General features: G+C 69.5%; 15 protein-coding genes. 10 read left to right on the top strand and 5 right to left on the bottom strand.

Annotated features, from left to right (window positions below):
- Positions 1 to 20: 20 nt before the first annotated feature.
- From HUA75_RS12905 to HUA75_RS12935, 7 genes are all read left to right on the top strand, one after another.
- Positions 21 to 1,361, top strand: a complete 1,341-nt coding sequence (locus HUA75_RS12905) for a PAAR-like domain-containing protein (protein ID WP_174487014.1) — start codon at positions 21 to 23, stop codon at positions 1,359 to 1,361.
- A 3-nt stretch (positions 1,362 to 1,364) separates the two neighbouring features.
- Complete coding sequence (locus HUA75_RS12910) at positions 1,365 to 2,093, top strand: SMI1/KNR4 family protein (RefSeq protein ID WP_174486583.1); 729 nt, start codon at positions 1,365 to 1,367, stop codon at positions 2,091 to 2,093.
- 256 nt (positions 2,094 to 2,349) lie between these two features.
- Positions 2,350 to 2,973, top strand: coding sequence for a hypothetical protein (locus HUA75_RS12915; RefSeq protein WP_254627556.1), 624 nt, complete (start codon positions 2,350 to 2,352; stop codon positions 2,971 to 2,973).
- Complete coding sequence (locus HUA75_RS12920; RefSeq protein WP_174486584.1) at positions 2,970 to 4,886, top strand: hypothetical protein; 1,917 nt, start codon at positions 2,970 to 2,972, stop codon at positions 4,884 to 4,886. Before HUA75_RS12915 ends, HUA75_RS12920 begins: the two co-directional genes overlap by 4 nt.
- Positions 4,883 to 7,816: a bpX6 domain-containing protein gene (locus HUA75_RS12925; protein ID WP_254627557.1), complete on the top strand. Its 2,934-nt coding sequence runs from the start codon at positions 4,883 to 4,885 to the stop codon at positions 7,814 to 7,816. Before HUA75_RS12920 ends, HUA75_RS12925 begins: the two co-directional genes overlap by 4 nt.
- A gap of 244 nt (positions 7,817 to 8,060) precedes the next feature.
- Positions 8,061 to 8,306: a hypothetical protein gene (locus HUA75_RS12930; protein WP_141640468.1), complete on the top strand. Its 246-nt coding sequence runs from the start codon at positions 8,061 to 8,063 to the stop codon at positions 8,304 to 8,306.
- Positions 8,307 to 8,438: 132 nt separating this feature from the next.
- Positions 8,439 to 10,886 (top strand): PAS domain S-box protein, encoded by a 2,448-nt coding sequence (locus HUA75_RS12935; RefSeq protein ID WP_174486585.1) that lies wholly within the window; start codon positions 8,439 to 8,441, stop codon positions 10,884 to 10,886.
- 13 nt (positions 10,887 to 10,899) lie between these two features.
- On the opposite strand, the gene HUA75_RS12940 is transcribed toward HUA75_RS12935, so the two are convergent.
- The 3 genes from HUA75_RS12940 to HUA75_RS12950 all read right to left on the bottom strand — a co-directional run bounded on the left by HUA75_RS12940 (position 10,900) and on the right by HUA75_RS12950 (position 13,194).
- Entirely contained in the window at positions 10,900 to 11,271 is a 372-nt protein-coding gene (locus HUA75_RS12940) for a response regulator (RefSeq protein ID WP_141640470.1), read from the bottom strand.
- A 119-nt stretch (positions 11,272 to 11,390) separates the two neighbouring features.
- A complete protein-coding gene (locus HUA75_RS12945) occupies positions 11,391 to 12,524 on the bottom strand; it encodes a protein kinase (protein WP_174486586.1) in 1,134 nt (377 codons plus the stop codon).
- 112 nt (positions 12,525 to 12,636) lie between these two features.
- Positions 12,637 to 13,194: a hypothetical protein gene (locus tag HUA75_RS12950; RefSeq protein ID WP_141640472.1), complete on the bottom strand. Its 558-nt coding sequence runs from the start codon at positions 13,192 to 13,194 to the stop codon at positions 12,637 to 12,639.
- 569 nt (positions 13,195 to 13,763) lie between these two features.
- Between HUA75_RS12950 and HUA75_RS12955 the strand changes: the two genes are divergently transcribed.
- Positions 13,764 to 14,135, top strand: coding sequence for a helix-turn-helix domain-containing protein (locus tag HUA75_RS12955; protein ID WP_046716786.1), 372 nt, complete (start codon positions 13,764 to 13,766; stop codon positions 14,133 to 14,135).
- Between the two features lie 66 nt (positions 14,136 to 14,201).
- On the opposite strand, the gene HUA75_RS12960 is transcribed toward HUA75_RS12955, so the two are convergent.
- Both HUA75_RS12960 and HUA75_RS12965 read right to left on the bottom strand, forming a co-directional pair.
- Entirely contained in the window at positions 14,202 to 14,435 is a 234-nt protein-coding gene (locus HUA75_RS12960; protein WP_141640473.1) for a hypothetical protein, read from the bottom strand.
- Positions 14,432 to 14,602: a hypothetical protein gene (locus tag HUA75_RS12965; RefSeq protein WP_174486587.1), complete on the bottom strand. Its 171-nt coding sequence runs from the start codon at positions 14,600 to 14,602 to the stop codon at positions 14,432 to 14,434. The genes HUA75_RS12960 and HUA75_RS12965 overlap by 4 nt, the downstream gene beginning before the upstream one ends.
- A 308-nt stretch (positions 14,603 to 14,910) precedes the next feature.
- Between HUA75_RS12965 and HUA75_RS12970 the strand changes: the two genes are divergently transcribed.
- Together HUA75_RS12970 and HUA75_RS12975 are read left to right on the top strand one after the other, a co-directional pair.
- Positions 14,911 to 17,658: a TonB-dependent receptor domain-containing protein gene (locus HUA75_RS12970; RefSeq protein WP_371746127.1), complete on the top strand. Its 2,748-nt coding sequence runs from the start codon at positions 14,911 to 14,913 to the stop codon at positions 17,656 to 17,658.
- 339 nt (positions 17,659 to 17,997) lie between these two features.
- Positions 17,998 to 19,647, top strand: coding sequence for a response regulator (locus HUA75_RS12975; RefSeq protein ID WP_371746101.1), 1,650 nt, complete (start codon positions 17,998 to 18,000; stop codon positions 19,645 to 19,647).
- Positions 19,648 to 19,898 lie beyond the last annotated feature (251 nt).

Below are 19,898 nucleotides of genomic sequence, written 5' to 3' on the forward strand. Positions count from 1 at the left end.
CGAAACGCCAAGGAGGAAGCATGAGCAAGGTCTTCGCCAACGGCCGTTCCATCATTCACAAGGGGAGTGGCAACACGCACACGTCGGCCGCCCCCGACGTCTGCAAGGTGCCGACGCCAGGCGGGCCAGTGCCGACGCCCTTCGTCAACTCGGCCGAGGACTCCATGCTGACCAAGGGGAGCAAGAGCGTCACCATCAACGGCCATCCGGTGGCGCTGACCGACTCCGAGTTGAGCGTCAGCTTGGGCGATGAGCCAGGGACGGCGGGCGGACTCATCTCCTCCAAGTTCAAGGGGAAGATGGCCTGGGGCAGCGGCAGCGTGGACGTGAAGATTGAGGGAAAGGGCGTCGCGCGCTACCTGGACGTCACCCTCCACAATGGGAATACATTCAACACCGCATTCATTTCCAACGGGCGTACCGCCTTTGCCTACGGGGACGACACCCAGTGCACGGCCTGCGGAAAGTCCGTCGAAAGTCATCGTGTCCATGAGACGGATGGAGTCGTGGCGTTGAGCGAGGCGGTCTTCATGGAGCTCATGAAGAGGCTTCATGAGCAGCGACCGCTCATAGAGAGGTACCTCCAGCTTCGAGAGGAGCGGAAGCTGGCGAACACCAAACTGAAAAATGAGACCCAGGCGAGAACCCGCTCCGCCGGCATCCCCCAAATGGAGGAGGAGATGGAGCGACTCCACGAGCAACTTCGTGGAGCGGCGCTAAACAAGCGCGACCTGCACACTGCGCTTACCTCTGCTAAGAACAGAGTCGCGGCAGTCAGGAGTGAAGTCAAAAAAGAGATGGCGTCGCTTCAGGCCGACATCAAGGCCACCGTTGACAGACTGACCCAGGAGATGGATGGAATCAACGCCAAGCTCGAAGGAATGAAGCCGGTATTGAGGCTGGATGATAAGCTTGGAACATTTGTCGAGGGATACATGGTTGGAATCAGTATCTGCAAGTGTCCACAAAACCCGAGAATGCTAGCCACTTGCTCAGGTGATATGTCGCTTGGCTTCCCTGAGGCCGTAGCCGCCACGCCGTTCGAACTGGTTGAGGGATTTCAGATGAGCCAGCGTCAGCGGGAAGGGCTTGCGACCGAGGGGCGCCAAAAATGGGAATGCGCCGCGCCCAAACTTCTCCAGGCTGGCGGCGCAGGAGGACACAAGGTTCGCACCATGTCGGAACGATTTTTCACGCCGCTGCAAAGGACTGCCGTGGAGGTGATGCACCAGCGGACCACCAATAATTCCTCGCGGCGCGAGCCGGTGGAGTTTGGCCATGGGGAGACGGTTCCGTCCTGCGAAACCTGTCAAAAGCTCATCCCTGAGATGCTTTGCGAGAGCCACAAGGAGTGTGCCTGAGTCATGAGGGACCTGATTGCACTGCTTGAGCGCTACGCCCCAGGCTATAGTCGCCAAATTCAAGGGGCCTCAACTTGGGAGCTCGACAATCTGGAAGAGGCCTTCGGCCAGCCGCTCCCTGATGTCTACCGAGATTTTGCCCTAAAAATGGGAGAGAATGGGGGAGCGCTCCTTTCACATGTCAGCATCAATGACTTCCTGGATGTCGCAGATATCTATCAAATTCGGCGGAGGGATGCGCCGCCACAGCGATTCCTCTTCATTTTTGGGGACCCCAACCCCTTGACCCGGTTTCATTACTGGCTTGACCTGGAGGCCCCGTTTGAAGAGGGGGATTTTCAGGTGGTGCGGTTTCCATTGTTTCAGGATGCATGGAAGACCAAGCTGCAGCGGAGTTACGTCAGCTTTCGAGAGATGCTCTACCTCTGGGCGATGGGGAACGTCCACCTGCCAAGCTTCTCACACCGAGCTTTGTACCAGCAGGGCGACGAAAAGAGGACAACAGCCGAGGAGTTCGCCCAATACCTTGGCAAGATGGGTTTCGTCCGGCTGCCCTATCCTCGCTACAGCATGCTTTTCGAACGAGACGATGCCGCCATTCGGCTCTATCGTCCCCCCGACAGTTCCTGCTTCGAGGTTCACGTGGGAATGTATGGTCTTGACAGGCTCAAGCATTTTCAGGCTGTCATTGAGGACAATACGGATATCGAGAAGTCCATTTGGGAGCCATAGCGCTCGTCATGAAGGTCGCCGGTAGATGGCCCGCGGCACGTTATTCGCCGGAGGATTACGCACGAGCGACAGCGCCAGGACGGCGAAGTAGAACCCGCTCCATCCGTCACGCGACGGGAACTTGCCTGGGGGCAATGGTTTTGAGAAGGCGGGGCTCAATGGTCGTGAGAGCCGACAACGAATCGAGTGGCAGGCTGCCGTAGGTCGGAGCAACGGAGCTTCCGGCCGACGTGCGAGAGGGCGGTGGAGTGGAGTGATGAGCGGTGAAGGACAGGTGGCGCTGCCGGTTCGCTGGGGGCCTCGCGCGGAAGCGCTGGAGCCGCTCGCCGTCATCGGCGTGGGGGATGTGGCGCGGGGGCTTGCGCGACGAATCCTTCAGGAGGACGACGCGAGACTGGGCACGTGGCGCGGCGTCGCGGGTGAGGGTGTCCTCGTGCTGCTGGGCCCAGCGGAGTCCCTCCCGTGGGTGAACGGTGCCATGTATCTGGGGCGTGAGGTCACCGCGCCTTCACTGCTGCTTCCCTGTGCGCTCGTGACTGATGTGCTGGCCTCGTTGCTGGAGCGTGCGTTGCTGACACAGGTGGGAAACACTGCCACGCCGCTCGCGGTGCTGCCGGGCTCGCTTCAGCTCGTCTCGGTCGCCTCGGCGCGACCGGTTCATCGCGCCACGCTCACCGCATGGCTCGCGAGCGAGGAAGTGGCTCAGGGAAGGGGCGACATGAGCCCACGACCTCCGAGCACATGCGCCGCGCCGCGCTCGCTGCAGCTCGATGAAGCGACCGACGCGGGAAGGGGCGTCATGAGCTTGCGCCTTCCGAGCACATGCGCCTCGCCGCTGCTCGACGAAGAGACCGACGCGGGAAGGGAAGGGGCGTCTTGAGTTCGCTGCCCCCTACGCTGCGCCCGTGGGCGGAGTCGCTCGCGCTGTTCCCCGAGGAGCTGGCCCTGCACCTGGGACCGTTCGTCGCCCGGCTGTCGGCGGCCATGGGCGCCATGCGTCCGCGCGGCGAGGCCGAGGGCGGTGAGCCCCAGGGGTACGACGGAATCACGCGCCGAGGCTCCTTCGACCGACTGCTCGTCAGCGAGTGGCTGTGGGCCCTGGAGGCTCCGGACGAGCTGGTGCGCCGTGCTGCCTACGGTGAGCTGTCCTTCCTCAAGCCCGCCTTTCGTCAACCCCAGGACGCGCGTCGCACGGTGGTCCTGCTGGACGCGGGCCCCGACCAGCTCGGCAACCCTCGCATCGCGCACCTCGCGCTGCTCATCGTCATGGCCCGCCGCGCCCATGCCGCCGGTGCCGCCTTCGCCTGGGGCGTGCTCCAGGCTCCGCCCGAGCGGGGCACCTTCTCCGACGTGACTCCCAGTGTGCTGCTCTCCTGGCTCGCCGCGCGCGACGTGGAGCCGCCCACCGCCGAGCGACTCGCCGCCTGGCATGAGGCCCTGGCCCTGGGCGACGCGCCAGCGGAGTCGTGGCTCGTGGGGAGTGCTCGCCTGGCGCGGCTGCCGGGCGCCGAGAAGCTGTCCCGCATCGAAGTGGCCGAAGTCCTGGCTCCCGGCGAGCGCAAGCTCATGGTGGACGTGCGCCCCGCCTCGCGCGCGGCGCGCTCGGTGGTGCTGGACCTGCCGCCCCCGGATGACAGCATCCGCCTGTTGCGAGACCCGTTCCAGAGCCGCGTCGCGGAGCCGGTGTCGCGGTCCGGTCTCCCGAATGCCACCACGTTCAACTTCTCGCCCGACGGTCTCCGGGTGGTGAGGTTCCACGCGGATGGCACTGCCTCCGCGATGGCGATTCCCGATTCGTCGACCTTCACCGTTCCCAGACCGAGGCGCATGAAGCCCCAGCCCGGCCAGACGATGCTGGCCGCCGGGTGGCGCTCGCATGGCGGACTGCTCACGCTGATGGAGCGCGAGGACCGCTACATCCTCCACGGTGCGCTCAAGCGCACGCCTCCTCCGGCGGACGCGGGCGGACCGCGCGTCCAGTCGGGTTGGTGGAAGCCGGGCTACGTGCCGGAGCTTCCCTCCGCGATACCGGCCCCGGGTCGGCTGTTCTCGTGGAGAGACCGACATGGGGAAGTGGTGCTGCTGCTGACGCGGACCGGCGGGCTCTTCCTCGTCTACCAGGTCGCAGCCGAGCATCGCGTCGAGCTGGTGGCGCTGGACCATCCCGTGACGGCGATGGCGATGGTGCACGACAAGCTCGTCTACGTCCGAGGGGGCTCGAGCGTCTCCGTGGGTTCCCAACTGGAGCGCCTGCGGAGTGGGCCTCTGACGCCGAGCCACCGCGGCAAGCCCGTCTACGTCATGCCCCCCACGGAGGATAAGACCCTGCCCTTGCGGACGACACTCCATGTCGTGGGCGTGGACGGGTCGACGAGCATGATGCTGGAATCGCGCGAGGCAGAGGCCTTCTTCGGCTACGTGCCCGGCGTCGCGGTACCTCGGGACTCGGGGTTGCTCGCGGTGAGGCATGGGCCGGCCGTGTGGCGACTGTTCCTCGATGGCGCCGTGCAGGAAATGGCGATGCCTCTTAGCTTCAAGGTGGTTGGCGTGGGCGGCTGTCACATGGCTCCTGGAGAGGCCGGATTGGTGGTGCTGGGACCGGATGAGCGCGCGCTGTCGTGGTTCGGAGCGAAGGGCCTCCACCTGCTCGCCCGGGCCTCGGCGCCGGTGGTGCATGCGGAGGTCCGGCATAACGCGCCGCTGCTCGGATGGCTCACGCGGACCGGGGAGTTCGTGCTGATGAATCTCCTGGATGGGCGGGTGGTCTATCGCGCGACAGAGGAGGGCCCATGAGCAACTCCTCAATGCATGCGAGGACCGCGCCGCGCCAGCACTTGCACCGGGGCACCGTGAGCGCCTCGGCGTTCTGGTTCGACCCGGCGCGACTGGGAGAGCAGGAGGCTCGGCGGCGGGTGATGGCGCTGTGGGCTCCAGGTACATCCGTGCTGTTCGTGGCGGAGGGTTATCTGCTGCGGCTTCACTGTGCTCAGCGGGTCTCGACGGGGTCGAGCCCGGGTCTGCCCCTCACGCTCGAAGGCGGTGTGCTCACCTCCGCGCCGCTGGCTGCCTCGGAGTGGGCGCGGTTGGGTGCGCCGCGTGACTCGCTCGTGCTCGTGCGAGCGGGCGTCGCCCAGGTCCATCCGCTGTCGAGCGCGCGGGTCGTGGACCTGTCCTCGTGGTTCGACGTGTCCACGTGGACGGTGCTGCCCACGCGGGGCCTCGGCGCGCCACCTCCGCCCGTGGCAGCCGCGGTGGAGCCCGTGGCGCCCGTCACACGCTCCTTCTTCGGTGGCTCCATTCCCGAGCCGTCGAATGAAGCACGGGTGGTGCTCGCGCGCATGGAGGGACGTGAGCCCCCGTCCGATGCCGTCGTGGCGGAGCGGCCTGGACTGCTGGCTCGGCTGCGCGCCCTGTGGGGGAGCGCATCGACGGGGGAGACAGCGGAGGGCAGAGGAGGAAGCAGGTGGTTCGGCCGCCTCGCGGCGTGGCTGAGGAACACTCCCTCCACGGCGGGCGCGCTGCCCTCGGGTGAAGGCAAGGGCTCCTCCTCGTCGGGCTCGCGGCGCGAGGTCCCGGCTCCGAGGACTCCCTCCCTGTTGGGCCGACTGTGGGCGGCGCTCCGGCCGCGCTCGACGGCGAAGGCGGCGGGCGGTGGAAGTGGCGCTCGTGGTGGCCAGACGTCACCTCGGAATGCGGGGCCTCCTCCAGGCCCGGGGGCTCTGGCGCGCCTGTCTCAGTGGCTGCTGCGACACACTCCGCTGGGCGAGCTGCTCGGCCGGCGCAAGGCGGAGTACCTGCGTCGCCTCTTCGAGATGTTCGAGGGTGGGGACCTGCACGAGGCGCTGCGCCATGCCATCCCGTTGAATCAGAAGCAGAACGACGACACGCGCGAGGCGCTCGGGCTCCCGGGACCGCGAGAGGACCTCAAGCTCCAGCTCGGCCCGCGCGGCCCCGCCGCCACTTTCGCTGGAGGCGACGCGCTCTACGAGGCACTCCGGCAGCGCTACCGCGCGGCCTTGCAGCGCTTCGAGCGCGAGGGTCGCATCGAGGAGGCCGCGTTCATCCTCTCCGAGTTGCTCGGCGCGCACGAGGAAGCCGTCGCCTTCCTGGAGCGACACCGTCGCTTCAAGCTCGCGGCGGAGCTGGCCGAGGGGCGTGCCCTGGCACCCGGTCTGGTGGTGCGTCAGTGGTTTCTCGCGAAGGACCCACAGCGCGCGAAGGCCATCGCCCGGCGCAGCGGCTGCTTCGAGGACGCGGTGCTGCGCCTGGAGAGCACGCATTTCGCGGAGGCACATGAGCTGCGTCTGCTGTGGGGCCAGTCTCGCGCCGAGGCGGGAAGCTGGGTCCAGGCCGTCGAGGCCATCTGGCCGGTGCAGGCGGCTCGGGAGCAGGCGCGCGAGTGGATAGAGCGTGGCGTGGACGTGGGCGGCGTGGGCGGCGCGCGACTCCTGGCGCTGTGGGCGGGCTCGCTTCCGGGAGGACTCGACGCGGCGCGTGCCCGCGTGCTCGCGCTGCTGGACGACGACTCCCTGAATGGCGCGGCGGAGCGGCTGGCCTTCGCCCAGACGCTGGCGAGCGAGCCTCCCTGCGGAGTCCGCTCGGCCTTGCTCGTGCCCACCGTGCGCGCCCTCATGAGGGACAGGGCCCTGGTTCCGGCCCACTTGCCCACCGACTTCATCACCTATTTGCTCAGGGACCTGCCGGACGGCGCGCTGCGCGCGGACCTGCCCGCGCTGGCCCCCAAGGTCCCGTCCCCGTGGACCCGCTTCGTGGTGCAGGCGACCGCCTCGCTCGGGGACGCGGGGCCGTTCGCCATCCATGACGCGGTGGTGCTCCCCTCGGATCGGCTGCTGCTCGCGCTGGGCGAGGCGGGCGCGGTGTTGCTGAGCGCGGAGGGCCGCAGGCTGGCGCACTTCGATGTGCCGGCCTTCTCCCTGGTCGCCTCCATCCATGGGGACCGCGTGCTGGCCATCGCGCGTCGGGGCGAGCTGCACCATGTGTCCCGCGTGGACGTGGTGCGGCGGCGGGCCACCGCGTGGTGCGACGTGGCCATGCACGCGTGGGCGCCGACGTATGACGGTGAAACATGGTTCGTCGCCTCGGAGCTCACGGTGATGATGCTGGACGCGCAGGCCGCCGAGCCGCGTGCCCTGTGGCGGGTGTCGAAGGTGCCTGGCCCCGTCGCCATGCTGGCCGCGGACGAGACACACCTGTGCTTCGTGACCACCGACGCGGAGTGCTGGGTCTATGCGCTGCAAGACGGCCCCACCCTGCGCTCGCGTGAGCCGTTCGTGGCCCTCGGCAAGGGTGTCTCCGCCGTGCTGCGCTCCTGCGCCATCACCGCCGATGGCGAGGTGCGCGCCTCCGTCCACTTCAGCGACCGCGAGTACCCTCGCCCTGGAGAGGCGGACTGGCTGTGGGTGAAGCCTCAAGGACCGCGCTTCGCCGCGCCGATGTCCGTGGTCGGTGAGTCCCTGGAGCGCGTGAAGTGCTTCCTCTCCGAGTCGTGGCGCGCGGAGCTGACGCTCTTCGACGGGGCCTGGCAGGTCCGCCTGCTCGACGTCAGTGAAGTCATGCGCGCGCGGCTCAACTTCACCTTCGAGGAGTCACCGACTCCCCAGGTCCGCCTCACCAACACCGCGCTGCTCATGTTCGACACACGGGGCAGGATGCTGTGGCTGGACCTGGAGTACGGCACGGTGCGCAACGTCGGCGCCGCGTGAGCCGCATCGGCCCCTGACGTCGGGGTTGAAACAGGATGTCGGAGGAGAGACTTGTTTCAGATACCTCGGCCCTCCTGTCCTGTCCGCCAGACCCCAGGCTTCGCGTTCGGTGGAGGACAACCCGGGCGTGACGCGCGACGCAGCGCCGGAAATCCAGATTCGCTGAAGTTGGAAGCGAACCAGTGTCATGGACCCATGGCACATCTTGATACGCGCGCCCGGGGTGGTCACCCTGAGTAGGACCATGGCTCTGCGTCTCCAGCTCTCTCCTCCTGCGTTGCGAACGCTCGACCGGTGTCCTGCCCCGGTGAGACAGAAGCTTCAAGGCGAGCTGGCCGAGCTGGCCGCGGGACTCCCGCTCGAGGGGCCGTTGTTGCCCGAGGAGGTGGGGTTGGTGGTGTTGGGCTCCGGCTTCCGCGTCCACTATCTGCTGGAGCAGGAGCACCGCCTGCTGCGGCTCACGGACGTGATGGCGCCGACGTCGCACTGAAGGACGCCGCGAACCCGGGCGGAAGTGTGGCCTGGATGGCGCATCGCTTCCGAGCGGTTGTCGACGGGCGGGGGAGTGGCCTAGACCCACGGCACGTCGTGCCCGGCCCGGAACACCCTCTTCGACACGCCCTTGCCCATTCCCCTGGCTGACTTCCTGATTCAAAACCGCGACACCATCCTGGAGGCCTGGGAGGTGGAGGTGCGCTCCATCCCCGCGGCCCAGGCCCTGACGCGCCCCGCGCTCCGCGACGGCCTGCCCGGGTTGCTGGAGGGCATCGCGAGGATGATGCGAAAGCCCCAGGCGGAGCTGGCCTCGGGGCTGAGCGCCATCAGCGACCACCACGCCCTGGAGCGCCTGGGCGAGGGCTTCGACCTGCGACAGGTCGTCACCGAGTACCGGCTCCTGCGTGGCTGCGTGCTGCGCCTGTGGTCCGCGCGAGGCCACGCCACGCTCCGCCCCGACGAGGAGCGCATCTTCCACGAGGCGATGGACGAGGCCGTCGCCGCCGCCGTCAGTCGCTACACGCGCGCCCGCGAGCGCACCATCCAGGCCCTGGACCGCATCAGCGCGGCGGCGCTGGGCAGCCCCGACGTGGCGGGCTTCCTGCCCCGGCTGCTCCAGGTGCTGTGCGAGACGGTGGCCGCCGTGGACGTGGCCGTCGTCCTGCTGCGCGACGGCGAGGACTTCCTGCGCGTGGAGAGCGGCGTGGGCGAAGGCGTGGACATCGGGGGGCTCGTGCCCATGGGGCAGGGCTTCGTCGGCACCATCGCCGCGACGCGCGAGCCCTTGCTGGTACACGACGCAAGCCGCGACGAGCGGGCCCACTCCGCCGTGGTGCGCACCTCCGACGTGCGCGCGCTGTACGGCGTCCCGCTCGTCTTGAACGACGTGCTCATCGGCGTGGCCCTCATGGGCAGCCGCGTCAGCACCGAGCTGTCCGAGGAGGACCTGCTGCTGTTTCGCGCCATGGCGTCGCGCGCCACCGGACTGCTCGCCCAGGGCCAGGCCCGAGACCGCGAGCGCGAGGCCCGCGCGGAGGCGGAGGCGTCCCTGAAGCGCCTGCGCGAGAGCGAGGCCGGCCTGCGGCGTTGGGAGGAGGTCTTCTTCCGCCTGGGGGTCGGCGTCGTCGTGGTGTCCGCCGAGGACGACACCCTGCTCGACGTGAATCCCGCCTTCGCGCGCATGCACGGAGCCTCGCCGGAGGAACTCATCGGCCAGCCGCTGGAGGCGACAATCGCGCCAGAGGCCCGGGGCATGCTCCCGCGCCACGCCGCCGCCGCGAACTCCAAGCCCTCGCACGAGTACGAGTCGCTCCACGTGCGCAAGGATGGCAGCCGCTTCCCCGCCTTCTCCCACGTCACGGCCTTTCGCGACGAGACGGGGAAGGTGTCGCGGCGCGTGGCCACCGTGCTGGACATCACCCAGCGCCGCGCGGTGGAGACGGACCGGCAGCGGTTGCTGTCCACCATCGAATCGGAGCGCGCGCGGCTGGCCGCCGTGCTGGAGCAATTGCCCGCGGGCGTCTTCATCGCGGACGCCGCCAGCGGCCGGCTGGTGCTCGCCAACCGGCAGGTCGCCGTGCTCACCGGGCGCCCCTTCCAGCCCATGTCCAACGTGGACACGTTCGCCACCCTCTACGGCGCCTGTCATCCGGACGGGACACCCTATGCCCCGGACGCGTGGCCGCTGGCGCGCACGCTGAGCACCGGCGAGGTGGTGCAGGGCGAGGAGGCGATGCTGAAGCACGAGGATGGCCACACGCTCACCGTGCTCGTCTCCAGCGCGCCCATCCGCGACAGGGACGGAGAGCTCATCGCCGGGGTCGCCACGCTGGCGGATGTCACCGAGCGCCGCCGCGCGCAGGAGGCCGAGCTCCAGGCGGCCCGCTTCGGCGAGCGCCTCATCGCCATCGTCAGCCATGACCTGCGCAACCCCCTCAATGCCATCCACCTGTCCACCACGCAGTTGCTCCACAGCGAGGTGCTCGCGGAGCGGGAGCGCCGCTTCGTCACGCGCATCGCCCGCTCCAGCGCGCGGATGACGCGGATGATTTCAGAGCTGCTCGACTTCACGCGCGGGCGGCTGGGCGGCGGCATCCCCATCCAGCGCACTCCGGGAGACTTGCGAGCGGTGGTGCGGCAGGGCGTGGAGGAGCTGGAGGCCGCGTGGCCGGAGCGCACCCTGCGGGTGGCGGGGGGCACTGGCCGGTATGACGGTCAGTGGGACGCGGACCGGCTGCTCCAGGTGGTGAGCAACCTGGGCGGCAACGCGCTCCAGTACAGCGCGCCGGACGCACCCGTCACCCTCACGCTGTCGGACCTGGGCGACACGGTGGTGCTGGCGGTCCACAACCCCGGCGAGCCCATCTCCGCCGAAGCGCTGCCCCACCTGTTCGACCCGTTCCGTCGCGCCACGAGCAGCCACCCGGGCAGCAGCATCAGCGGGGGCCTGGGCCTGGGCCTCTACATCGTCGAGCAGGTGGTGAAGGGCCACGGTGGCCGCATCCAGGTGACCTCCACCGAGGCGGACGGCACCGTCTTCAAGGTGACGCTCCCGCGCGTGCCACCCCCGGCCTGACGCGCCGACGCCCTCAGCCTGCCGCGTTCACCACGCGGGCGAGCGTCGCGCGCAGCTCCCAGAGGTCCACCGGCTTGGGCACCGCGGCCTGGACGCCCTCGGGGAGCGGCTGGCTGTTGCCCGCGCCGGACACGACGACGACGGGCAGGGCGCTCAGCCTGGCGTCCTCACGGACGTGGCGCATCAGCTCCCACCCGCTCATCACCGGCATCATCAAGTCCAGCAGCACCGCGTCCGGGCGGGGCAGTCGCCTCAGTCGCTCCCACGCCGTCTGGCCGTTGCCCGCCGTCTCCACGGCGAAGCCTTCCATCGTCAGGAACTCCTCCAGCAGCTCCCGGCTATCGGCGTGGTCTTCCACCAGGAGGACGAGGCTTGGCGTGCACATGGAGACTCAGACTCGTACCGAAGGGCCAGGGTCGCCAGCCGCACCGCGTCGATACGTCCACGTCACGACTGCGGGGATGTTCGCTAGCACACGCTTCCGGAATGGGACGTGGGCGGCGTTCAGCTTGCGGGGTCCTCCTCCGGCAGCAGCCTGTCCTCCAGCACCTCTTCGGGGGACTCACCGGCCTGCACGCGCAGCGCGGCGTAGCGCAGGCCCGTCACCTCCGCGAGCGCGTCCGCGCGACCGAACACCTGGCCGGCGCGGCGGGCGTACAACCGCAGGGTGCGCGCCAGCTCCGCGCCGGTGCCGAAGCGCTCCTCGCGCTCGGGCGCCAGCGTGCCTCGCAAGAGCGGCTGGAAGGCCACGGGCACCGCGCGCAGTGCGTCCTCCAGGTCCTCGCGCGTGTAGGCGCGGATGCGGCGGCGCAGCTCCCGCGCGGCGGCCAGGCTGACGGCTTCCTGCATGGCCGAGTCGAGCGCGTGCTCCTGCGTGGGCGTGTCCGACGACAGCGCCTGCTCGCGACGGCGGCGGCGCTCCGCCTCGAACCGGTCCGCGCCCTCGAAGAGGTGTCGTCCGGTGAGCAGTTGGAGCAGCACCAGCCCCAGGCTGAACAGGTCCGCGCGCCCATCCAGCGCCTGGCGCGCGACGTGCTCGGGGGCGGCGTAGGCGAGGCTGGTGGGATGCTCCTGCCCCTCGGGAGTGCCGGAGAGCGCGGACGACGCGGCGCCGAAGTCGAGCAGCTTCACCGCGCCGTGCTCGGTGATGAGGATGTTGTGGGGACCGACGTCGCGGTGGACGACGCGCAGCGCCCGGCCGTGCTCGTCGGTGAGGGTGTGGGCGTGGTGCAGCGCCTCCGCGACCTCGGCGGCGACATAGAGGGAGAAGCCCTCCGTGAAGGGCAGGTGGGCGCGGCCGGAGGCCTCCATCAGCGAGTCCAGCCGGTGGCCGGGGGTGTGCTCGAAGACGAGCACGGGCGCCTCGTCCGGGCCCTTGAGGTCATGCACGCTGACGACGTTGGGATGGTGAAGCAGCGCGGTGAGCCGGCCTTCCTCCCAGAGCCGGTGCGCGGCCTCGGCGCGCAGCGGGCGCTTGATGACCGCGTAGCCACCGAAGTCCGACTCGTAGCGGCGGCGCGCGAGGAGCAGCTCCCCGTGGTGCGCGGCGCCCAGCGACTTGACGAGTTCATAGGAGGCGCGACCGGAGCGCAGCAGCACGTGCGGCTGGGCGGAGGCGTCGGACGACGGGGGCGACATGGCGACTCTCCTCGGACGAACGGACCCGATGGGCCCGCGGGCTCACTCGGAGAGTATGGTCGTCCTCCGGCGGGAAGTCACCTCCTGGGTAGTGTGTCTTCCATCCGCCGCTTCATGGCTCCGAGGCCGGCTTCATGAGCCCGTCCTGGCGCGCGTACTCGCGCACCAGCTCCACCTCGTCCAGGAGCCGCGGCGAGTCAGGGAAGACCTTCTCCGCGCGCTCCGCCAGCCGCAGCCCCTTCTCCAGGGACTCCTTCGTGCGCGTGTCGCCCAGGCCGCGCAGCATGCCGGCCCACGCCTGCTCCAGCGTCTTCAGGGCATGGGACGAGCCCTCTTCCCACAGCGTCATCGCGTCGTCCTCGCGGCCCCGGATGACGTCCAGGAAGTAGCCCAGCTCCACCAGCGCGGCCGGGTTGCGGCGCGACACGGAGACGGACTGCTCCAGGAGCCGCTGCACCTCGGTGAAGGTGACCTCGGGGTCCACGCCCGGCTCCTCCGCCAGTTGGAGCAGTCGCGCCAGCTCCAGCAGCGCGGGCGCGAAGGTGGGCGCATCCCGCGTCAGCTCGCGCAGCAGGCGCAGCTGCTCGGGGCTCGCGGGGGTGGCGTCGCCAGCCTCGCGGGTGGCCAACAGACGCTTCATCAGCTCATCGGCGGTGGGGTGCCCGGCCATGGTGGGTCCTCGGTCTTCGAGCAAGCACTGCTGTTCTGGAGGAACTTGCGGGCCACGTCGAGCCTCGCCTGCACCGCCTCGCGCGAGGCTTCCGCTCCTGAACAGTTTTTAGGCTATGTCTTGATTTTCAGCTTTACGAATGGGAGGTGTCAAGCCGCGAAGTCGGGGCGCGGACGACCTGGGAGGAGGGGCCCACCGCGCGTGGAAGGTCCCATGTCATATCCTGGACCTCCTGGGTTTCACGCGGGAGCCCTGTCATAGGGGGACCGGCGGGATTCGGGGGGCGGCGGTGGACGGGAAAGGGGGTGTGTCGAGGGGTAGGACGCGATATCAGGGAGGACCGGGAGACTACCCGGCATATCGGTATTTCGCCTGATGACTTGCTGGGTTATAAGCCCTGTCGGACACGCGTCCGAGGGTGGCCTGTGCCTGTGCAGGCCGGGGCCTCGGCCCGTACTCATAAGGTTGATGCGGTGAAGACCCACCCTGAAGGTTCCGCCTCCACCCGCAAGTCACCCCGGGCACGCCAGGGGCGGCCGAGCGACCGCGCCCGACAATCGCGTCAACAGCTGGAGCGGCGCCTGGCGGTGAGCGTTGGCGAGGAGGCGCGGTCGGCGCGGATGCGCGCGGGGCTGACGCAGGCGGATGTGGCCGAGCGCATCGGCATCGCCGCGGAGGTCTATGGGCGGATGGAGCGCGGGAAGATGATGCCCAGCGTGCCGACGCTGTTCCGCCTGTGTCTGGCGCTGCGCCTGTCGGCGGACGTGGGCCTGGGGCTCGTCACGGCGGCCTCGGTGGGCGCGGCGCTGTGGGAGGAGGACTCGCGGGACAAGGACCACCTGCCGGAGATGCGCCGCCTCCTGCGCACGCTGCGCCGCATGTCGCGTGGTCAGCTCAAGCTGGTGAATCAGGTCGCCGCCGCCATCCTGCCCCAGCGCTGAGCGCGGAGGCGGCGGGGAGATGGAACCATCGGCGCGGACAGCGCGTGGCGGTCCGTCGCGCGTGCTTCAGCGGCTTGGAAGACAGAGGGTGTCGGGTGGGCACCGCTCGGGGCCCATCGTCCCGAGCCGGGCGGGCTCCCGGAGCACGGCCGCGTCCTCGTGGGGCCCCGCCGTCTGCTCGGCGGTGAGCGTGGCCGGGGTCGAGGGAATCAAGCTCAGCGCCACCAACACCAGCAGCAACCCGAAGAGCAGTTGGAGCAGGCGCGCGCGCACGACATGGATGGACGGTGGGGCGATCATTCCGCACGCCCTCCGACGACAGCCCACGTCCACGCCGCCGCCGCGTCCCCCACCGAGTGACTCGGCGGAGCCAGGGAGAGCAGGCGGGCGTCGCGAGGCGGAAACGCGGACAGCGGCAGGGCGGTGGACGCCAGCCGGCACCAGGACAGGGACAGACAAAGACTCATGACGCGGGGCTCCGGAGTGCGGGGAACTTGGTGAGCCCCCGTGCCCATGTCCTCCCTCCCTCGGAGACAAGGCTCGTGTCGGGTGCGTGACGTGGCGGGTGCGCTTCGTCCAACCCGGGACGGAGTCGAAGGTTTCGCGGTTGCTTCTGCTCTGCGGGTGACGGCTTCGCGGGAGGGGTGCTTGTCACCCTGCCCCGTCCCTGGCCTCATGCATCCAGGGGCCCTCGGGAACAGACGTGACGGAAACGATTCGGGGAAGGCGACGCGGAGGACTCGGCTCGCGCGCGCTCATCGCGGTGTGGCTGCTGGTGCTGCTCGTGCCGGTGCTCCCCGCGCATGCCCAGGCTCCGTCACCGCCGGATGGAGGCAGCGCGGATGCGGGCGTGTCCGCGGCGGAAGTCGGCCTCGCGCGCACGGACGCGGGCTGGGCGGTGGAGGTCGTCACGCCGGATGGAGGCGTGGCCGAGCCCGTCTTCATTCCCCCCGCGCTGACGCGAGACGCCCCCGCGCCCTATCCGCCCGAGCTCGCGTCGGAGCGTGTCTCGGGCGTGGTCCAACTGGAGCTGCTGGTCGACGACGCGGGGGAGGTCGAATCCGCCACGCTGGTGCGGGGCGTCCACCCGCTGTTGGACAAAGCCGCGCTGCACGCCGCGCCGTCCCTGCGCTTCTCGCCCGCCACCGTGGATGGACAGCCGGTGCCGGTGCGCCTGGCCTTCGAGTACCGCTTCGAGGCGCCCGTCGTCGCCGAGGATGCGCGCCCCGAAGGCCCCGTCACCTTGCGTGGACTGGTGCGCACCAAGGGCAACCGGCGCCCCGTCGTCGGTGCCACGCTGGTGTCGGACAGCATGCCGGACGCGCCGGTGCAGACGGACACGCAGGGACGCTTCGAGGCGCGCTGGCCCCCGGGAGGACATCGCGTCCGCGTGTCCGCGCCCGGCCACAAGCCCGGCCTCTTCCGCGAGGCGCTCGGGACGCAGGAGGCGCTGGAGGTGGTGTACGGGCTTGCGCCGCTCGTCATCAATCCCTACGAGACGGTGGTGCGCGGAGACCGCGAGCGCACCGAGGTCAGCCGCGTCACGTTGCACGACGCGGAGCTGCGCGAAGTGCCCGGCACCATGGGCGACCCGTTCCGCGTCATCATGTTGCTGCCGGGCGTGAGCAGCATGTTGTCCGGCGTGGCCTACCCCGTGGTGCGCGGCAGCCAGCCCGCGGCCACCGGCTACTTCCTGGATGGCATCCGCGTCCCCATCCTCTTCCACCTCTTCCTCGGCCCCGCGGTCATCCACCCGGACTTCATCGACGCCATCGACTTCTTCCCGGGCTCACCGCCGCCCCGCTACGGGCGACTGCTGGGCGGGGCGATTGAAGGCCGGCTCAGCAGGCCGCGCGATGACCGCGTCCACGGCAGCGCCTACGCGGACCTCATCAACGCGGGCTTCTTCCTGGAGACGCCGTTCGTCTCCACCGGCACCAACGTCAGCCTCGCGGGGCGCTACTCCTATACGCCGTGGCTCATCGCGCTCGCGGCCAACAAGCTCCAGGACCCACCCCAGTCGGGCCGCCTCAACCCGAAGGTCATCCTCGACTTCTGGGACTACCAGCTGCGCGTGGAGCAGGACGTGGGGCAGGGCAAGCTGCGGCTGTTCGCGTTCGGCTCGTCGGACACGTTCGGCTCCGAGGCGCAGGACGAGTTCGGAGACACCGCGCTGCAGTCCATCATCTTCCACCGCGTGGACCTGCGGCATCGCCACCCGCTGGCCGGCGGCGAGTTCGAAATCGGCGCGACGTGGGGCCTGGACCGCTTCGCCGTCACCAGCAGCACCCCGCCGAGCGACGCGACGTCCGTCTTCATCGACCAGGGCACCTGGTCCGCGCGCCTGGGCTACACCGCGCCGCTGGACCCCAAAGTGACGCTGCGGCTGGGCGGCGACGTGGACCACAAGCGCGCCATCGTCGACTTCTACGAGCTGAACCCGGACGAGGAGACGGCCGAGTTCGCCCCGGTGGCGCTGGCCACCTTCCTGGGCGCGTGGGCGGAGCTGGTGTGGCAGCCCACCCCCAAGTGGTCCGTGGTGCCAGGACTGCGCGTGGACAACTACCACCTGTCCCCGGGCATCGACCGCACCGCGCTGGAGCCGCGCCTCACCCTGCGCCACCAGCTCACCGACTCGCTCGTGCTCAAGGGCTCCGCGGGCCTGTTCCACCAGCCGCCCACTTCACTCATCAGCCTGCCCGTGGTGGACGTGGGCAGCCTGCTGTTGGGGCTCCAGGAGGGCGCGCAGTTCTCGTTCGGCGCGGAGTGGAAGGCGCTCCAGGGGTTGGAGCTGGGCATGGACGTCTACGTCAACCCGCTGGTGCGGACCATCGAGCTGACGCCCTTCTCCGACGAGGGCCTGGTGGATGACCCGGACCCGCTGCCCACGCCGGACCAGGACCCGGGCATCCCGAACCGCGACGACATCAACTTCCCCGACTTCAAGAGCCATGGCCTCGCGTATGGACTGGAGCTGCTCGTCCGCCATCCGCTGGGCGACAACTGGTTCGGCTGGCTCTCGTACACGCTGCAGCGCAGCGTCCGGCGCACGCGCTTCTACCGGTACGACGTGGAGGGCAACGTGCTGGGCGAGGCTTCCGCGGACCTGCCCTTCGCCTTCGACCAGTCCCACGTGCTCAACCTGGTGCTCAGCTACAAGTTCTCCAACAGCGTCACCCTGGGCGGCGTGCTGCACTTCAACACCGGCCGTCCGGAGTACGGAACGCTGGGCACGCAGACCCACCGCGCGGGACAGGACAGCTCCGGCAGGCCGTCGTGGGTGAAGGTGGACCGGGACTCCGTGGACCGGCTGCCGCCCTTCTTCCGCTTCGATGTGCGCCTGTCCAAGTCGTGGGTGTACGAGACCTTCAGCCTGGAGGCCTACCTGGACATGCTCAATGTCACCATCAGTCAGGAGACGGTGAGCTTCGAGTACGACGGAGGAGGCGGCCGACCGCTCTCCAAGGAGGCCGTGGGGCTGCCCATCGTCCTGCCCATCCTGGGCGCGAAGGGGCGATACTGAACCTGGCGAGTGATGGATAACGCACGCTTGCCGTCTCTCCCCGTGAGCGACCCCGACAAGCAGACTGCTGGCACGGTTTGATTCCGGGCCGAGGAGTGTTGATGGGAGCCGGCCTGCCCTCGGGTCGGATGGACACTCCCAGGCTTCGACGGTGGACCGCCCCGACATCCAGGTGAAGACTCCATGTTCCACGAAGGGATAGCGACGATGGCGGAATGGTTGCGGTGGCGGGGAACGCCCCCACATGGCGCGGCGGGCGCTCAGGGGGGCTCGAGCGCCTCGCAGTCGCCGGACGCGTCCCCCGACAGCACCGGCCTCGTGGGCGTTGAAGCTCCGGGCGTGCTGCTGGTCGACGACAACCCCGCCAACCTGGTGTCGCTGGAGGCCATCCTGGAGCCGCTGGGCGTGCGGCTCGCGAAGGCGTCCTCCGGAGAGCAGGCGCTGCGCTTCCTCCTGCGCGAGGACTACGCCGTCATCCTGCTGGACGTGCGGATGGCGGGGATGAACGGCTTCGAGACGGCCTCCCTCATCAAGCAGCGGGAGCGCACGCGCAACGTCCCCATCATCTTCCTCACCGCGTACGGGCGCGATGACTCGGAGCTGGTCACCGGCTACTCCACCGGCGCGGTGGACTTCCTGCAGAAGCCCTTCCCGCCGGAAGTGCTTCGCTCGAAGGTCACCGTCTTCGTGGAGCTGTTCCGCGCGCAGCACCAGGTGCGCGCGCAGGCGGAGCTGTTGCGACAGAAGGAGGCGGAGGCGCGCGAGCTGGCGCACCGCGCGGCGGGCCACATCGACCGGCTGCGCGACTTCACCGCGCGGCTGTCGGAGGCCAGCACGGTGGCGGAGGTGTGCCGCGCGCTCTTCGAGCAGGGGCTGGTGGCCGCGGGCGCGAAGGCGGGCGCGGTGAACCTCTTGAATGACGAAGGGGACGCGCTCGAAATCGTGGACGCGGTGGGCTACCCCGAGCAGGTGCTGGCCAAGTGGCGCCGCATCCCCCTGTCCAACCCGGTGCCGCTCACGGAGGCGGTGCGCGAGCAGCGGCCCATCTGGCTGGGCTCACTGGAGGACTGGCAGGGGCGCTATCCGCACCTGAATGCGTACGGCATCCACGAGTCCGCCATCGCCCTGCCGCTGCTCGTGAAAGGGCGGGCGCTGGGGGCCATTGGCCTGTCCTTCGCGCGGGCTCGGCTGTTCACGGAGATGGACCGGGCCTTCTTCTCCGCGCTGGCGCACGCGTGCGCGCAGGCGCTGGAGCAGGTGCGCCTCATCACCGAGGAGCGCCGCGTGCACGAGGAGCTGCGGCGGCGCTCGGAGTTCGAGCAGCAGCTGGTGGGCATCGTCTCGCACGACTTGCGCAACCCCCTGGCGGCCATCTCCATGTCGGTGGGGCTCCTGGAGAAGAAGGGCGAGCTGTCCGACATGCAGCGGCGCACGGTGCAGCGCATCGGTCAGGCCAGCGAGCGCGCGGCGCGGATGATTCGCGACCTCTTGGACTTCACCAAGGCGCGGCTGGGCGGCGGCATCGCCCTGCACCGGCAGCCCACGGACCTCCGGGAGGTGGTGACGCAGGTGCTGGACGAGGTGCAGGGCGCCCACCCCGGCCGGCCCGTGCAGGTGGACGTGGCGCCGGACGTGCGGGGGGAATGGGACCCGGACCGCATCGCCCAGGTGCTGACCAACCTGCTCTCCAACGCGCTGGCCTACAGCCCGCCGGAGGCTCCGGTGCGGGTGCGCACGTTCGCGGAGGCAGGCCAGGCGATGGTGAGTGTCTACAACGGTGGGGACCCCATCCCGCCCGAGCTCATGTCGCGCCTGTTCGAGCCGATGACGCGAGGCATGCTCAAGGAAGGCCAGTCCAGCCGCAGCATCGGCCTGGGCCTCTACATCGTCCGGGACATCATCCGCGGCCACGGTGGCAGCGTGGATGTGGTGTCCTCGCAGGAGGACGGCACCACCTTCACCGTGCGCCTGCCCCGGCTCCAGGACTGAGGAGGTGGGTGTGATGCCTTCCTGCCCCGTGGGGCAGTGGCGGGTGTCGCCCACGGTGCACTTTGCTCCCGGAAGCGAGAGGGGCGGGGGGCGAGTCGGTCCGGGCGTCGGGGGTGGGGGAGGACGTGGCTTGAGCCACACAGTGCTTACGGGTGAGCACTGCGACAATCGCTGTACCCGAGGACAAGTTCGCGACACCTCGGACATGGCACTCTCTACCAACGCGCGTTCCGCGCCCCAGTCTCCGCACG

It is taken from the genome of Myxococcus sp. CA040A (genome assembly GCF_013336725.1).
Taxonomy (GTDB): domain Bacteria; phylum Myxococcota; class Myxococcia; order Myxococcales; family Myxococcaceae; genus Myxococcus; species Myxococcus llanfairpwllgwyngyllgogerychwyrndrobwllllantysiliogogogochensis.

What these genes read in the sequence shown, in the direction of transcription:
- HUA75_RS12925 (WP_254627557.1), top strand. Translation starts at nt 4,883, where the DNA reads ATGAGCAACTCCTCAATGCATGCGAGGACCGCGCCGCGCCAGCACTTG.
- HUA75_RS12965 (WP_174486587.1), bottom strand. Translation starts at nt 14,602, where the DNA reads ATGAGTCTTTGTCTGTCCCTGTCCTGGTGCCGGCTGGCGTCCACCGCC.
- HUA75_RS12950 (WP_141640472.1), bottom strand. Translation starts at nt 13,194, where the DNA reads ATGGCCGGGCACCCCACCGCCGATGAGCTGATGAAGCGTCTGTTGGCC.
- HUA75_RS12960 (WP_141640473.1), bottom strand. Translation starts at nt 14,435, where the DNA reads ATGATCGCCCCACCGTCCATCCATGTCGTGCGCGCGCGCCTGCTCCAA.
- HUA75_RS12945 (WP_174486586.1), bottom strand. Translation starts at nt 12,524, where the DNA reads ATGTCGCCCCCGTCGTCCGACGCCTCCGCCCAGCCGCACGTGCTGCTG.
- HUA75_RS12915 (WP_254627556.1), top strand. Translation starts at nt 2,350, where the DNA reads ATGAGCGGTGAAGGACAGGTGGCGCTGCCGGTTCGCTGGGGGCCTCGC.
- HUA75_RS12930 (WP_141640468.1), top strand. Translation starts at nt 8,061, where the DNA reads ATGGCTCTGCGTCTCCAGCTCTCTCCTCCTGCGTTGCGAACGCTCGAC.
- HUA75_RS12905 (WP_174487014.1), top strand. Translation starts at nt 21, where the DNA reads ATGAGCAAGGTCTTCGCCAACGGCCGTTCCATCATTCACAAGGGGAGT.
- HUA75_RS12940 (WP_141640470.1), bottom strand. Translation starts at nt 11,271, where the DNA reads ATGTGCACGCCAAGCCTCGTCCTCCTGGTGGAAGACCACGCCGATAGC.
- HUA75_RS12910 (WP_174486583.1), top strand. Translation starts at nt 1,365, where the DNA reads ATGAGGGACCTGATTGCACTGCTTGAGCGCTACGCCCCAGGCTATAGT.